The organism is Vescimonas sp. (assembly GCF_057856985.1).
The window spans coordinates 52,949-67,586 of record NZ_DBLZXX010000005.1 but is presented as its reverse complement, the minus strand read 5'-3'; the positions used below and the strand labels follow the sequence as shown (position 1 = coordinate 67,586).

General features: G+C 63.5%; 16 protein-coding genes. 5 read left to right on the top strand and 11 right to left on the bottom strand.

Translation table 11 applies throughout. The annotated features are described in order from the left end of the window. Window position 1: 1 nt before the first annotated feature. The 5 genes from nrdR to ACZM22_RS05850 all read right to left on the bottom strand — a co-directional run bounded on the left by nrdR (window position 2) and on the right by ACZM22_RS05850 (window position 3,110). A complete protein-coding gene (nrdR, locus tag ACZM22_RS05870; protein ID WP_483268051.1) occupies window positions 2-457 on the bottom strand; it encodes a transcriptional regulator NrdR in 456 nt (151 codons plus the stop codon). A gap of 103 nt (window positions 458-560) precedes the next feature. Beyond that, the gene (locus tag ACZM22_RS05865) at window positions 561-1,043 is read right to left on the bottom strand and encodes a hypothetical protein (protein WP_489543410.1); all 483 of its coding nucleotides are present in this window, start codon (window positions 1,041-1,043) and stop codon (window positions 561-563) included. An 89-nt stretch (window positions 1,044-1,132) separates the two neighbouring features. Continuing rightward, window positions 1,133-1,498 (bottom strand): type II toxin-antitoxin system PemK/MazF family toxin, encoded by a 366-nt coding sequence (locus tag ACZM22_RS05860; RefSeq protein WP_483268049.1) that lies wholly within the window; start codon window positions 1,496-1,498, stop codon window positions 1,133-1,135. A 130-nt stretch (window positions 1,499-1,628) separates the two neighbouring features. Continuing rightward, window positions 1,629-2,225, bottom strand: coding sequence for a hypothetical protein (locus tag ACZM22_RS05855; protein WP_484437841.1), 597 nt, complete (start codon window positions 2,223-2,225; stop codon window positions 1,629-1,631). A gap of 30 nt (window positions 2,226-2,255) precedes the next feature. Further along, window positions 2,256-3,110, bottom strand: coding sequence for an NAD(P)H-hydrate dehydratase (locus ACZM22_RS05850; RefSeq protein WP_489543409.1), 855 nt, complete (start codon window positions 3,108-3,110; stop codon window positions 2,256-2,258). A gap of 401 nt (window positions 3,111-3,511) precedes the next feature. Between ACZM22_RS05850 and ACZM22_RS05845 the strand changes: the two genes are divergently transcribed. The 5 genes from ACZM22_RS05845 to ACZM22_RS05825 all read left to right on the top strand — a co-directional run bounded on the left by ACZM22_RS05845 (window position 3,512) and on the right by ACZM22_RS05825 (window position 8,859). Beyond that, the gene (locus ACZM22_RS05845; RefSeq protein WP_483268046.1) at window positions 3,512-4,549 is read left to right on the top strand and encodes a phenylalanine--tRNA ligase subunit alpha; all 1,038 of its coding nucleotides are present in this window, start codon (window positions 3,512-3,514) and stop codon (window positions 4,547-4,549) included. A gap of 18 nt (window positions 4,550-4,567) precedes the next feature. Further along, window positions 4,568-7,012: a phenylalanine--tRNA ligase subunit beta gene (gene pheT, locus ACZM22_RS05840; protein WP_489543408.1), complete on the top strand. Its 2,445-nt coding sequence runs from the start codon at window positions 4,568-4,570 to the stop codon at window positions 7,010-7,012. 98 nt (window positions 7,013-7,110) lie between these two features. Continuing rightward, window positions 7,111-7,356 carry an IreB family regulatory phosphoprotein gene (locus ACZM22_RS05835; protein WP_482680530.1) on the top strand — a complete coding sequence of 82 codons (246 nt, stop codon included), beginning with the start codon at window positions 7,111-7,113 and terminating at the stop codon, window positions 7,354-7,356. A gap of 161 nt (window positions 7,357-7,517) precedes the next feature. Beyond that, a complete protein-coding gene (locus ACZM22_RS05830; RefSeq protein ID WP_483268044.1) occupies window positions 7,518-7,817 on the top strand; it encodes a hypothetical protein in 300 nt (99 codons plus the stop codon). A gap of 4 nt (window positions 7,818-7,821) precedes the next feature. Then, on the top strand, window positions 7,822-8,859 hold the full coding sequence (locus tag ACZM22_RS05825; protein WP_489543407.1) for a C40 family peptidase: 1,038 nt from the start codon (window positions 7,822-7,824) through the stop codon (window positions 8,857-8,859). Window positions 8,860-8,930: 71 nt separating this feature from the next. On the opposite strand, the gene lgt is transcribed toward ACZM22_RS05825, so the two are convergent. The 6 genes from lgt to ffh form a co-directional block, all read right to left on the bottom strand. Beyond that, window positions 8,931-10,004 carry a prolipoprotein diacylglyceryl transferase gene (gene lgt, locus ACZM22_RS05820; RefSeq protein WP_489543426.1) on the bottom strand — a complete coding sequence of 358 codons (1,074 nt, stop codon included), beginning with the start codon at window positions 10,002-10,004 and terminating at the stop codon, window positions 8,931-8,933. Between the two features lie 12 nt (window positions 10,005-10,016). Beyond that, entirely contained in the window at window positions 10,017-11,300 is a 1,284-nt protein-coding gene (gene yfmH / locus ACZM22_RS05815) for an EF-P 5-aminopentanol modification-associated protein YfmH (RefSeq protein WP_489543406.1), read from the bottom strand. 1 nt (window position 11,301) lies between these two features. Then, window positions 11,302-12,567, bottom strand: coding sequence for an EF-P 5-aminopentanol modification-associated protein YfmF (gene yfmF, locus ACZM22_RS05810; RefSeq protein WP_489543405.1), 1,266 nt, complete (start codon window positions 12,565-12,567; stop codon window positions 11,302-11,304). Between the two features lie 140 nt (window positions 12,568-12,707). Further along, window positions 12,708-12,938, bottom strand: coding sequence for a KH domain-containing protein (locus ACZM22_RS05805; protein ID WP_483269201.1), 231 nt, complete (start codon window positions 12,936-12,938; stop codon window positions 12,708-12,710). 15 nt (window positions 12,939-12,953) lie between these two features. Further along, the gene (gene rpsP, locus ACZM22_RS05800) at window positions 12,954-13,193 is read right to left on the bottom strand and encodes a 30S ribosomal protein S16 (protein WP_483269202.1); all 240 of its coding nucleotides are present in this window, start codon (window positions 13,191-13,193) and stop codon (window positions 12,954-12,956) included. Window positions 13,194-13,256: 63 nt separating this feature from the next. Further along, entirely contained in the window at window positions 13,257-14,636 is a 1,380-nt protein-coding gene (gene ffh, locus ACZM22_RS05795; RefSeq protein ID WP_489543404.1) for a signal recognition particle protein, read from the bottom strand. Window positions 14,637-14,638 lie beyond the last annotated feature (2 nt).

Genomic DNA, 14,638 nt, shown 5'->3' with positions numbered 1-14,638 from the left:
CTTACTTCTCGCTGAGGAGCTTATTCAGCTCGCTCATGAAGGTGTTGATGTCCTTGAACTGGCGGTAGACGGAGGCGAAGCGGACGTAGGCCACCTCGTCGGCCTTCTTCAGCTTCTCCATGACCTTCTCGCCGATGACCTCGGTGCTGACCTCGCGCTCCAGCGCGTTCTGCAGCTCCTGCTCGATCTCCAGTGCCATGCGCTCCATGTCCGCCACGGGGACGGGGCGCTTTTCGCAGGACCGCTGGATACCCCGCAGCACCTTGCTGCGGTCGAAACTCTGGCGGGAGCCGTCCTTCTTGATGACCACCATGGGCAGGCTCTCCACCGTCTCGTAGGTGGTGAAGCGCTTCTCGCAGGCCAGGCACTCCCTGCGGCGGCGGATGCTGCTGCTCTCGTCAGCGGGGCGGGAGTCCACGACCTTGCTCTCTTTGTATCCGCAATAGGGACATCTCATATGTTGACCCTCCTGATCTTGCGGCAAAATACCGCTGGATGGCAACAGTATAGCATAAATCTGCCGGATGTGGTAGAGGGCAGCGCGATTTTTTTACGGGCGCTTATCGCGGCGGCAGCTGCGGCGTCCAGCCGCCGGAAAAGGTGTAGAGGACGGTGCGGCGGCCCTCCCGATGTGTCACGGCGGCGAAGCAGAACAGCTCCGTCAGCGGGAAGGGGGCCTCCGGCGGCCAGGGTGCGGCAAGCCGCGTGCTGCCGCCCTCCCGATGCAGCAGCGCACCGGCGGGAGCGGGCCAGGGGAAGCCGTCCGATGGGGTGAGAGGTCGCCAGGGGGCGGTCTGCACCGGCTGGGCGGTGCATCGCGTCACCGCGCCCAGCGGCGCGGTCATGGCGGCGGAGTAGCGGCGGTGGAGGCGGCCGTCCTCCGTGACGCCCAGCAGCAGCTGTCCGTCGGCGCCGCAGGCGTACAGGCGGTACAATCCGGCGGGCAGGCCGGTGCAGGCAGCGCGGAAGGACGTGTCCGTTCCCGCGGGCTCCACGTACAGCGTGCCCACGCGGCGGCCATCCAGACAGACAGGCACCTCCACGGTCCTCGCCCCCTCCCCTACGAAAAACAGGTCTGTGCCATGGTATGCACAGACCTGTTCTGCTTATGCGTTTTTCCCGTGTGGGACGGCTACACCAGATGGCTGCCGGTAAGGCCGAAACTGACGGCGATGGCGGCATCCACCTGCTCCATCACCGCGCCGTCCACGCGGCCCATTCTCTCCCGCAGGCGGCGCTTATCCAGCGTGCGGATCTGCTCCAGCAGGATCACGGAATCCTTGGGCAGGCCGCTGCCCTGCGCCGCCAGGGCGATATGAGTCGGCAGCTTGGCCTTCCCCAGCTGGGAGGTGATGGCCGCCGCGATGACCGTGGGGCTGTGGCGGTTGCCGGTGTCGTTCTGCACGATCAGCACCGGACGCACGCCCCCCTGCTCGCTGCCCACCACGGGGCTGAGATCGGCGTAGTATATGTCGCCGCGTCTGACATTCGTATCCACAAAGTTCACACTCCGCCGCAAGAAGTACCGGAGGGATATGTCCTCAGGTCACTTCCATTGTCCCACGCAGCCGCGGAATTTATACCCTTTGCAGTTCAGTAAATTCCGGTTTTGTTCCGCCCGATGTATCCTATGCGCCGCCGCCCTCCGCCGTGTCAGACGACGCGGTGGTACATTCAAAGCTCAGCAGCCGGACAGTCAGGACCATCTGGCCGTCCTGAGAAAACTCGGCATAGCGGGGAAACAGGCCGGACTCGTCCAGCCAGACGGCGCACAGCACCTTGCCGCCGGAGGCGCCGGTGGTATCCAGCGTCAGCCGCAGGCAGGGGGCATCCTCCAGCGTCTCGGCGCCCTGCTCCAGCACGTAGCCGTTCGCCAACGCCCGCAGCAGGTAGGGCAGGCAGTTGGCGGGGCAGATGTCCGAGGACGCGCCTACCGGCAATTGCAGGCCCTCGCAGGCCAGAGTCAGGTCCTCCCCCGAGGCCACGGCGGTGAGCCCCGCCAGCTCGTGGGGCTGGGTGACGGTGGTGACGGCGTCTCCCGCCGCATCATAGCTGCACAGCAGGGTGAAGGTGCGGCTGTCGGTGTCCGTGTGGCTGGTGACCTCCGCCTCCAGGCGGGCGGTCCGAACGGTGCGGTACTGGTCCTGTACGGCGTTCCCCGCAGCCGCGCCGCCGCAGCCGCACAGCGCCGCGCACAGCAGCAGCGGCAATATGATCTTTTTCACGGTATCCCTCCTTTTCGGGAAGGCTTTCCGCTACTCCACCTCTTTCAGCGCGTAGGGCAGTTTCTCTAACAGGTCGCTGGGGGTCATGCCCCGCCGTCCCTTGTCCGCCGCAGCCAGATCGCCGGCCCTGCCGTGGAGCCATACGGCGCAGCAGCAGGCGGCAAACGGCTCCACGCCCTGGGCCAGCAGGCCGGCGGCGAGTCCGGTGAGGATGTCGCCGCTGCCGCCCTTGGCCATGCCGTCGTTACCGGTGGTGTTCACCGCCAGACGGCCGTCCGGCGCGGCCACCACCGTGCCGCGGCCCTTCAGCACCAGATAGACGCCGCAGCGGGCCGCATAGGCCGCCGCCCCGCTCTCCCGTCCGCGGCTGAGGTCGCCGCCGGCACGGAAAAACTCCCCCTCGTGGGGCGTCATCACCGTCACCTGACCGCGGCGGAGGGACAACTCATCTATATGCCGCTCCAGCGCGTTTATGCCATCGGCATCCAGTACCAGCGGTTTGTCCAGCGTCAGCAGGCGGCGCACCAGCGCATCGCTCTCCTCGCCGCGTCCCATGCCGCAGCCCATAGCCACGGCATCGCACCCGGCGGCGCGGCGGCGGATGTCCTCCTCCGCCGCCAGAGAGAGCCTGCCCTCCAGCGCGGGCAGCGGGTGGGGCATGGTCTCATCGGACTTCACCGCCGCCACCTGCCAGATGTCGGACGGGACGCCCAGAAAGACCAGCCCGCAGCCGGAGCGGACGGCGGCGCGGGAGCAGAACACCGGCGCGCCGGTGTAGCCCACGCTGCCCCCCAGCACGTACACCTTGCCGAAATCCCCCTTGTGGCCCGCTGGGTCGCGGGGCGGCAGGGCGGCCTTTACATAGTCAAAGTCGATGGTCAGCATGCACATTGCTCCTCCCGGCGTTTTTTGTTCAGTATAGCATGACTGTCAACGGCAGGAAAGCGGTATTCTGTGAAAAAAGGGCTTGCAAGTTTCGGTGCGATATGGTATCGTAAGCACCAGCAAATGCGATGAACGGGAAGATCCGCGGCGTAGGCGTCCCCAAGAGAGGGCCGGCCACCGGCTGCAAGCCGGCCTGAGACGTGCTGAGGTGTTCGCCCGGGAGCTGCCGCGAGGAAATGCGCGGACGGGTCATCCTCCGTTAACGGGAAACGAGTGCGCGGGCTGCGGCCCGCGAAGCTGGGTGGTACCACGGAAGCATCGCCTTTCGTCCCATGTCATGTGGGATGAAAGGTATTTTTTTATCCCAAAAACGAAACTCTCAAAAGGAGGACTCACACCATATGAAGGAAAAACTGGAAAAGCTGCTGGCCGAGGGGCGCGCCAGGATCGAGGGCGTCCGCAGTGAGCCGGAGCTGCAGGAGGTCAAGGCGCTGCTGCTGGGCAAGCAGGGCAGCCTGACGGAGCTGCTGAAGGAGCTGCCCAAGCTGGACGTGTCCCTGCGTCCGGAGATGGGCAAGGCTGTGAACCAGGCCAAGGGCCAGCTGACGGAGCTGCTGGAGCAGCGCCGGAACGAGCTGAAGATGAAGGCGTCGGAGGTCTCCCCCGACTTCGACATCTCCGTGCCCGGGACGCTGCCCCTCAGCGGCGGGCTGCACCCCATCACCCAGATGTGCTACGACCTGAACGATGCCTTCCGCTCCATGGGCTTCGAGATCTATGAGGAGGATGACATCACCAGCGAGCTGTACGGCTTCGACAACCTGAACTTCCCCCCCAACCATCCCGCCCGCGAGAGCATGGACACCTACTGGCTGGAGGGTCACGACAAGGGGGAATGCTGGGACAAGCTGTGCCTGCGGCCCCATCTGACCGGCGGCTCCGTCCGCTACATGCAGACCCACAAGCCCCCCTACCGCTTTGTGTACCCCGGCAAGGTGTACCGCAACGAGACGACGGACGCCCGCCACGAGCGCGCCTTTTTCCAGTATGAGGCGCTGATCGTGGACAAGGACTTCACCTTCGCCTCCGGCAAGGTGATGATCAAGAGCATCCTCAGCAAGGTGTTCGGCCGCGATGTTCCCGTGCGGATGCGGGCCGGCTTCTTCCCCTTCGTGGAGCCGGGCTTTGAGATCGATATGGGCTGTCTGGTCTGCGGCGGCAAGGGATGCAGCGTGTGCAAGCACGTGGGCTGGATCGAGGTCATGCCCGGCGGTACGCCCCACCCCAACGTCCTGAAGGCCGCAGGGCTGGACCCCGACGAGTACACCGGCTTCTATGTCAACATCGGTCTGGACCGACTGGTCATGATGCGCTACGGCGTGGACGACGTCCGCCTGTTCCACAGCGCCGACCTGCGGTTCCTTGAGCAATTCCATTGATAAGGGAGGGCTGCTGAAATGAAAGTATCACTGAACTGGCTCCGGGACTATGTGGAGCTGCCCCATGACATGGACCTGAAGCGTCTGGCCTATGATCTGACCATGTCCACCGTGGAGGTGGAGGACGCCACCGATCTGGGCGCGTCGTTCCACGACATGGTGGTGGGTGAGATCAGGGAGGTCCTGCCCCATCCCAACGCCGACAAGCTGCGCATCTGCCGCACCGACATCGGCGGCGGCACCGTCAAGGAGATCGTCTGCGGCGGCACCAACCTCCGCGACGGCATGAAGGTGGCCGTGGCGCTGCCCGGCTCCGTCTGCCGCTGGCACGGCGAGGGCGAGCCCGTGGAGATCCACGAGAGCAAGCTCCGCGGCGTGGCGAGCTACGGCATGATCTGCGGCGCGGTGGAGATCGGCCTGGCCGACCTGTTCCCCGCGGAGGGAGAGGCCGTCATTCTCGATCTCAGCGACTTCGACGCCCCTGCCGGCACGCCGCTGGCGGACGCGCTGGATCTCAACGACATCATTCTGGAGATCGACAATAAATCCATGACCAACCGCCCCGACCTGTGGGGCCACTACGGCATCGCCCGGGAGCTGGCGGCGCTGTACCATCTGCCCATGAAAACGTTCCCCCACTTCGACCGGAACGTAGAGAATACCGCGGGCTTCCACGTCACCGTGGAGGATACGGAGCGGTGCCCCCGCTATCTGTCCGCCCAGATCGAGGGGCTCAGCGTCAAGCCCGCCCCCTATCAGATGCAGAGCCGCATCTGGCGCGTGGGCATGCGGCCCATCAACGCGCTGGTGGACATCACCAACTACGTGATGCTGGCCACGGGCCAGCCCACCCACGCCTTCGACTCCGACCACATTGCCGGTCATGTCATCGTGCGCCGCGCCGGTGAGGGCGAGAAGCTGCTGCTGCTCAACGGCAAGGAGCTGACGCTGACCAGCGACGACCTGACCATCGCCGACGACGCCGGTGTGGTGGGTCTGGCCGGCGTCATGGGCGGCGCAAAGGACTCCATCCTGCCGGAGACCAGCAAGGTCATTCTGGAGGTGGCCAACTTCCAGGCCGCCGGTATCCGCCGCACCGCCCTGCGGTACGACAACCGCACGGAGGCCTCCGCCCGCTACGAAAAGGCCATCGATCCCGAGCGCTGCGATCAGGCCTTCGATCTGTCCATGCAGCTGTTCCGGGAGCTGTATCCCGAGATGCAGGTGACGGGGCTGGCGGACCAGTACCCCGTGCCGCTGAAGAAGGCGGAGATCGACGTAGCCCTCAGCTGGCTGGAGCGCCGTCTGGGCAAGGTGCTGACGCCGGGCGACGTGGCCGCGAAGCTGGAGCCGCTGGGCTTCCAGCTGTCCTTCGACGGCGACAACATGCACGTGGTGGTGCCCACGTGGCGCTCCACCGGCGACGTCAGCATCAAGGCGGACATCATGGAGGAAGTGGCCCGCATGTACGGCTACGAAAACTTCGAGGCCGAACCCATCACCACCTCCTTCGACGGCGCCATCAACCAGCTGGACAAGGATCTGGAGCGGCATATCAAGGAATATCTGGCCGTCCGCTGCGGCATGCAGGAGATCTTCAGCTATCCCTGGATGGAGGAGAGCTATGTCAACGCCATCCTCCAGAGCACCGACGGCATCCTGGCCCTGTCCACACCGCCGTCCCCCTCGGAGCGCTTCATCCGCGCCTCCCTGCTGCCCAACCTGTGCAGGGCGGTGGCCAAGAACGAGCGCTACTACGGCGATTTCGCCATCTTCGAGACGGCGCAGGTGTTCCGCGATGAGAACTACACCGCGCCCTACGATGAGCGCGAGAAGCTGCCCTCCCAGCGCAAGAACGTGGCGGGCGCCTTCGTGTCTGCCGGCAAGGATGTGACGGGCCTGTTCCGCCGTGCCAAGGGCGTGGTGGAGATGATGCCCCGCTACACCCACATGGAGCCGTACAGCTTCCGCCAGGTTTCCAAGCCTGTGTGGGCCGACGAGGTGGTGTGGCTGAACATCTATCTGGGCGAGGAGTATATCGGCGATCTGGCCCTGCTGAGCAAGCGGGTGTCCATGGCGTGCGGCATCAAGAACGTCAACGTCATGCTGTTCCAGTTGGATCAGGATGCGCTGATCCCCCTGCGCTCCCGCACCAACAGCTTCCGCCATCTGGCGGAGTATCCCATGACCGACTACGATATTTCCCTGCTGCTGGACGGCCAGGTGAAGTGGGCGGATGTGGCCCAGACCATCGGCGGCATCAAGAACCCCCTGCTCCACGGCGCAGCCTTCGTGGACGAGTACCGCGGCAAGCAGGTGCCGGAGGGCAAGAAGTCCCTGACGGCACGGCTGACCATCGGCTCCGCGGAGAAGACCCTGACCTCCGCCGAGATCGAGGAGGTAGCCAACAGCGTGCTGAAGAAGCTGGCCAAACGCTTCGGCGCGGAGCTGCGCTCCCGCTGACGCGGCGGCACTTTTTCCCAGACAGCGCGTTTTCCCTCTTTACAGGAACGGGGAAATGGCGTATACTTTAGGGGATATTATAGAGGGGCGGTGTCGATATGGACGATTACACCAGGAAGTTCAACGCGGCTGAGGATAAAGACCAGCAGGTGCATTACATTCTCACCACCGTCTATGAGTCCCTGAAGGAGAAGGGCTACGACCCCATCAACCAGATCGTGGGCTATATCCTGTCGGAGGACCCCACCTACATCACCAACCACAACTCCGCCCGCACGCTGATCTGCAAGATCGATCGGGACGAGCTGCTGCAGGTGCTGGTCAAGAGCTATCTGGAGCTGTAAAACAACCGGAAAAATGCCGCGCGCTCAGGCCGCGCGGCATTTTTTTCGCGTTTTCTCCCGATTTCGGCACAGCTTTCCGAATTTTTCCTGCCTGTGCGCGTTGACAGCAGGAGTCAGATGTGTTACAATTTGGTTACAAAGATTGCAACGGAGGTATTCCCATGGCAGAAGTGAAAAAAGGCGAAGGCCTTGTTTATAAAAATCATCCCCTGCGCCGCGTGGACAATCTCATCTACTACGGCAGCATGGCCGACAAGTATGTCGTGATGCTCCAGATCCTGGACACCAAGAAGGAACAGGATATGAACGTGGCTACCCGCGTGTCCGTGCAGCTGCAGCTCACCGACCCCGACCTGCGATCCCGCGATCGCGTGGTAAAGAAGTCCGAGAAGGACAGTCTCTACGCCGCCATGGATGTGGGCAGCATCTGGCTGGAGCGGGCGCTGTCCGGAAAGCTGTGAGCCTATGAAGCGGGTTTTGATCGCGGCACTGGCCGCTGTACTGACGGTGTCGGCCTTCACCGGCGCCGCCGTCCTCACCGGACGATTCAAGAATTCCGTGGTGCCTGTGGCCCACGCCATCCCCATGAGCACCACCATCTCCCTGCCCTCCGCCTCCGCCAAGCTGGAGAGTGCGCAGGGTCCGGCTCTGACCTCCGGTGCGGCGCTGTGCGCCGCCGTGACGCCGGCCACGCCTGACGCTGTGGAGGCCGCCATCGCCACCACCGAGCGCAAGGCCGCCGAGGAGCAGGCCAAGGCGGAGGCAGAAGCCAAGGCCAAAGCAGAGGCTGCCGCCAAGGCCAAGGCCGCCCAGCTGACGGCGCTGAAAACCTCCGGCAAGACGCTGGGCAGCGGCGTCATCAACGCTGCGGATGTGCGGCTGCGCAGTGAGAGCAGCACGTCCAGCTCTATTCTGGCCACCCTGTCCAAGGGCACCGCTGTCACGGTACTGGCCCAGAGTGATGGCTGGTACGCCGTGTCCTGCAACAACACCACCGGCTATGTGGCACAGCAGTATGTGACGATGGGCGATTCCCTGCCCGCGGATAACACCACGGACGATACCGCAGCTGATGACAACAGTGCCAACGACAGCACGGCTGACGATTCCAGCAGCGTACCGTCAAGCGGCTCCGGCAGCTCCGCTGTCAGCATCGCCTATCAGTATCTGGGCGTGCCCTATGTGTACGGCGGCGCGTCCCCCAGCGGCTTCGACTGCTCCGGCTTTACCATGTATGTGTACAGTCAGCTGGGCATCTCCCTGCCCCACGGCGCTACGCCGCAGCTGAACTACGGCACCTCTGTGAGCCGCAGCGACCTGCAGCCGGGCGATCTGGTGTTCTTCTCCGACTACGGCTACGCCGCGTCCCACGTGGGTATCTATGTGGGCGATGGGCAGTTTATCCACGCGTCCTCCTCCAGCAGCAACGGTTACTGCGTGTGCGTGTCGTCCCTGACCAGCGGTTACTACGACAGCCACTACGCCGGTGCGCGCCGGTTCTGAGCGCCGGGTACATAACAAAATGACAAAGAAGGCCCCCGACACACGGTCGGGGGCCTTCTTTATTCGCGTGTTTACTCGGTGGGGCCCTGCGGCTCCGCAGGCGTCTCGGGAGCGGTAGGTGCTTCGGGAACTTCAGAAGCAGCGTCGGTCGGCTCCGAAACAGGCTCTGTCCGCCCGGCATCTGTTACGGGGGCGGCAGCCGGCTCAGCAGCCGCCGGGGTAGACGCTTCAACGGTATCCGCTTCAGAATCGGCGGCAGCCGCCGCTTTGCGGGCGGCCACGATGTTGACATACAGCTCCTCCCGCTTGTGGGGACGAAGCTTGATGTTGTAGAACAGCATGAACGCCGACACCAGCACCATCACCAGACTCAGGGCCTGGCTGACGCGGATGGGCTGATCGCCGATGGTCCAGTCGAACAGGTACAGGCTGTCGGTGCGCAGGCCCTCGATCCAGAAGCGGCCAATGCCGTACCACAGGAAGTAGAACCAGGTGTTCTCGCCGTCGAAGCGACGGGCCTTGGATATAATAAACACGATCAGCAGCAGGCCCACCACGTTCCACAGGCTCTCATAGAGGAAAGTGGGGTGTACGTCGACGGTCTTGCCCAGCACCGTGGTCAGCTCCATGCGCCAGGGCAGGGTGGTCTCCGTACCGAATGCCTCGCGGTTCATGAAGTTGCCCCAGCGGCCCACGGTCTGTCCGATCAGAAAGCCCATGACCACCAGATCCGTCAGGGCACCCAGCTTCATTCCCTTCTTCTTGCACAGCACCACGCCCACCAGAATGGCGGCGATCACCGCGCCGTAAATGGCCAGACCGCCGTCCCAGATGGCTACGGCGCTGCTCCAGTCAAAGGAACCGTCGGATTTTTTGAACAGATCCAGATAGAAGATGACGTAGTACACCCGCGCGCCCACAACGGACAGCGGCACGCCCCACAGCACCGCGTCCAGCAGATCATCCTCGGTGATGCCATACTTCTCCTTCTGGGTCATGCAGAACCACAGGGCCAGCACCACGCCCAAGGCAATGAGGATGCCGTACCAGTAGATGGCTTTGCCGCCGACGTGGAAGGCGGTGCTGGAGGCGGTGAACTCCCAGTCACCGAAAAGTCCCGGGAAACGGATGGGACTGTCAGTCATAATACGCAAGAATTACCCCTCCTTCGGGTGAATCACGGAGAGGGCCATATGGCTCTCTACAAAGTTTTCACGGATGAAATCCAGCACGTCCTGCTGGGTGATACTGTCGTAGACCTCGGGGAAGCGGTAGGGATCGTAATGGTGAAAACAGCCCTCCGCCATGGACACGGCGATGGACTCGAAGGAGTTCAGGGCCTTCAGGGCCGCGCCGAAGTTGGCGTTGACGATGCGGCGGTAGTACGCCTCGTCCAGTCCCTCCTCCGTCAGACGCTTCGCCTCCGACAGGATGGCCCGGGCCACGGCGCGGGGGTCCTTGCTGTCGCCGCCGGCGTAGACGTAGGCCGCGCCGGGCAGGATGTCGTAGCTGGCTCCGAAGGAGCCGTTGATAAGGCCCTGGCTGTAAAGCCGCACATACAGCGGGCTGGACTCGCCCATCATCAGGTCGCAGGCCAGCTCGCCCACGGCGGTGGCACGCATCTGCTCCGGCCCCTCCGGCTGGGGTGCGCACTTGAAGCCCAGCAGGAACGTGGGCATAGCCACCTCCATGGTGCACGCGGTCTCCGGCTGCGCCGCCGTCAGATCCTCCGCAGGGCCGTGATCCCGGGGGATGTCCGGCCCGCTGGTTTTGGGCAGGATGCGCTCCGCCGCTGCCAGCACCTTATCGGTGTCCACGTCGCCCACTACCACCAGGCACATGTTGGCCGGCGTGTAGAACGCTCTGTGGCAGTCGTACAGGGTCTGGGCCGTGATCTGGCGGATGCTCTCCACCGAGCCGGCCACCGAGGTACGGGCGGGGCTGGTGTGGTACAGCGCCTGCATCAGGCGCTTATAGACCTGCCACTCCGGATTGTCCTCGATCATGTTGATCTCCTGGGCGATAATGCCCTGCTCCTTCTCCACGCTCTCGTCGGTGAAGTAAGGCACGGATACAAAGGACAGCAAAATCTCCAGATTCTCGTAGAACTTCTCCGTGGAGTCGAAATAGTAACAGGTGATGGCGTTGGAGGTGAAGGCATTGGGCTCCGCGCCGTTTTTCGCCAGCTCCTGCAAGGCGTTGCCCGCCTCGGTGTCGAACATCTTATGCTCCAGATAGTGGGCGATACCGGCGGGGGTGTCCAGCCACTGGCCGTTCAGCTGAAAGCGCATATCCATGCCGCCGTAGCGGGTAGCGAACATGGCGTACTTGCGGCGATAGTCCTTCTTGGGAACGACGAACACCGGCAGGCCGTTTTCCAGCGTTGTGCGGATGACCTCCTCGCCGATGCGGGGATAGATGGTCTTTTCGGAATGTGCCATGTTACGCCTCCTCCTTTCCATGCAGGAAGTACACGGTGTCCAGCTTGGCGGACCGGGCCGCCGCCATGATGCGCTCCTTCGTGACCTCACGCAGCGCCGCGGTCAGCTCCTCCGGCGTCTCGCCGGCATCCGTGGCGATCTGACCCAGATAGTAGTTTTCCAGCGCACCCTGGGAGTCCGGCAGGGACGTAAGGGAGCTGAGCATCGCCTGTAAGGCGCCGTCCTGCTCCCATTCCTCCCACTCGCCGTTCTGCACGGCGGTGAGCTGGCGGGCGATCTCCTCCATGGCGCGGTCGCAGTCCTTCTGCTCCACACCGCTGGAGACGGTCATGATGCCCTTGCTGCGGGCGTAGCTGCTGGAGGCGTAGTAGCACAGGGACAGTTTCTCCCGCACGTTCATAAACAGCTTGGAATTGCTGGTGCCGCCAAAGATCAGATTGGCAAGGATCATGGCGGGTACATCCTCCGTGGTGCAGCGGTAGCCCAGCGACAGCTTGCCCTGATTCACGTCCATGACCTCCGTCACCATCCGAGGCGTCTCCCGGGGCGGCAGCTGCTCCATGGCGGGCAGGGGCGCCGCGGCACCTCTGGGCAGAGCCGCCAGCGCCGACAACACCGCGTCCTCCACCCGCTGCTGCTCTGCGCTGCCGCAGTAGATCACCTCCACCCGGCTGCTTGCCAGCAGCGCGCCGCTGTGGCGGTACAGGGCGTGGTGGCTCAGCCGTCCCGCCGACTCCTCGTCGCCCAGACGCAGGATGCTGTACGGCTCGCCGGCGCACATCTCCTGCATAAGCCGGATCTCCGCCCAGTCCCGCTTGTCGTTGCGCAGCGAGCGGATGGCGTCGATGAGGTTTGCCTTTTCGCTGTCCACATACTCCGCCAGAAAGCTGCCGTTCCGGGTCACCGGCTCCAGCAGCATCTCGCCCATCAGCTCCGCCACCGGCTCCAGCAGCTTTTCGCCGTGGGGCGTGAAGGCATCGTCGATGAAGGAGGCGGCAAAGCCGATGCACTGGCGCTCTCCCTTCTTGCGGACGATGCTGTCCACCGTGGCGCCGTACAGCGTGTCCATGGCGGCGGACAGCTGCTCCATGTCCGGATAGCGGGCCGTCCCGCGGCTCAGCACAGCCGGCAGCAGTGCGTTGGCCGATGCGGACGCGCGGTCCAGTCCGGCGATCAGGTTCACCGTCAGGCGGCTGGTCTTGAATTTCCGGGCGGGCAGATAGGTCAGGAACACGTCCTGCATGATCTCCCGACGATTTTCATACATGATGGGACCTCCTAAGTGTTTCTTCTGCGTATACAGTATGGTATTATACACCAACGCCAGCCAAAAGAAAAGCGGCAAAACGGAGCGCCCGCCTGTGGAGAAAAAAAGGAACTCCCGCCTGCGGCGGGAGCTCCTTTTCGTCAATCAACGATATCCACCGAAACCTTGGCGCCGGTGCGCTGGGCATAGGAACGCACCACAGTGCGGATCTCCTTGGCGATGCGGCCCTGACGGCCGATGACCTTGCCCATGTCCTCAGGGGCCACACGCAGCTGCAGCGTCAGCTCATCGCCCTCCTCGACCTCGGTGACGGACACCTGCTCGGGATGCTCCACAAGGCTTCTGGCGATATACAGCAGCAAATCCTTCATGGTTTTGCCCCCGGCTTACAGAACGTCGACTTTCTTCAGCAGAGCACGAACGGTCTCAGTGGGCTGAGCGCCAGTCTTGATCCACTCACGGGCGCGGTCAGCATCGATGGTGATCTGGGCGGGAGAGACACAGGGATTGTAGGTGCCGATCTCCTCGATGAAACGGCCATCGCGGGGATAACGGGAATCAGCGACGACCACGCGGTAGTAAGGAGCCTTCTTAGCGCCCATTCTTCTCAGACGAATCTTGACCATAGTTCTTTTTCCTCCATGTATTTTTGTATGATTTATTTGTTAAATGCTTCTGCACTTACACACTTATTTGAGCCGCTTCTTCCGGCCGAAGCCGTGCATTCGGTTCATGTTGGGCATGCCGCCCATCATACCGCCAAGACCGCGGAGCTTGCCCTTGGTCATGGCCTTGGTCATCTGCTGCAGCATCTCGAAGGACTTCAGCAGGCGGTTGACGTCCACCACCTCCAAGCCGCAGCCTGCGGCGATACGGCGCTTACGGCTGGCGTTGAGGATCTGGGGATTTTCCCGCTCCTTGGGAGTCATGCTGCGGATAATGGCTTTGTTGTGGGCCATCTGCTTTTCGTCGATCTGGCTGGCATCGAAGCCCTTGGCCATACCGGCGGGCAGCATGTCGGCGATCTGGCTCAGGTCGCCCATGTTCTGCAGCTGCTCCAGCTGATCCAGATAGTCGCTGAGGGTCAGGCGGTTCTTCCGCAGCTTCTCCTCCAGCTTTCTGGCCTGCTTCTCATCGTACTGCTGCTCCGCCTTCTCGATGAAGGTGAGCATGTCGCCCATACCCAGAATGCGGGAGGCCATGCGGTCGGGATGGAACGGCTCGATCATGTCCAGCTTTTCGCCGGTGCCCACGAACTTGATGGGCTTACCGGTGGCCGCCCGGATGGAGAGGGCCGCGCCGCCGCGGGCGTCGCCATCCAGCTTGGTCAGCAGCACGCCGTCGATGCCCAGGGCCTCGTCAAACGCCTTGGCGGCGTTGACCGCGTCCTGGCCGGTCATGGCGTCCACCACCAGCAATATCTCGCTGGGCTTCACCTCGGCCTTGACAGCCTTCAGCTCGTCCATCAGCGCCTCATCGATGTGGAGACGGCCGGCGGTATCCAGAAACACCATATCGTTGCCGTGGTCGGCCGCGTACTTGATGGCTTCCTTTGCGATGGTCACGGGGTCGATCTGCCCCATTTCGAACACGGGAATATCCAGCTGCTTGCCCACCACCTGCAGCTGGGTGATGGCGGCGGGACGGTACACATCGCAGGCTGCCAGCAGCGGACGCCGTCCGAACTGGCGGCGCATCAGGCCCGCCAGCTTGGCGCCGTTGGTGGTCTTACCGGCGCCCTGAAGACCCACCATCATCACCACGGTGGGGCCCTTGGAGGCCATGGTGAGACGGGCGTTGGTGCCGCCCATCAGCGCCGTCAGCTCCTCGTTGACGATCTTGATGATCTGCTGAGCGGGGGTCAGGCTGTCCAGCACGTCCGCGCCCACGCACTTCTCGGTGACGGACGCTACAAAGTCTTTGACGACCTTGTAGCTGACATCGGCCTCCAGCAGCGCCATGCGCACCTCGCGCATGCCCTCGCGGACATCCGCCTCCGTCAGGCGGCCCTTACCCCGCAGCCGTTTGAAGGTCGCATTCAGTTTTTCACTCAGTCCCTCAAATGCCATGT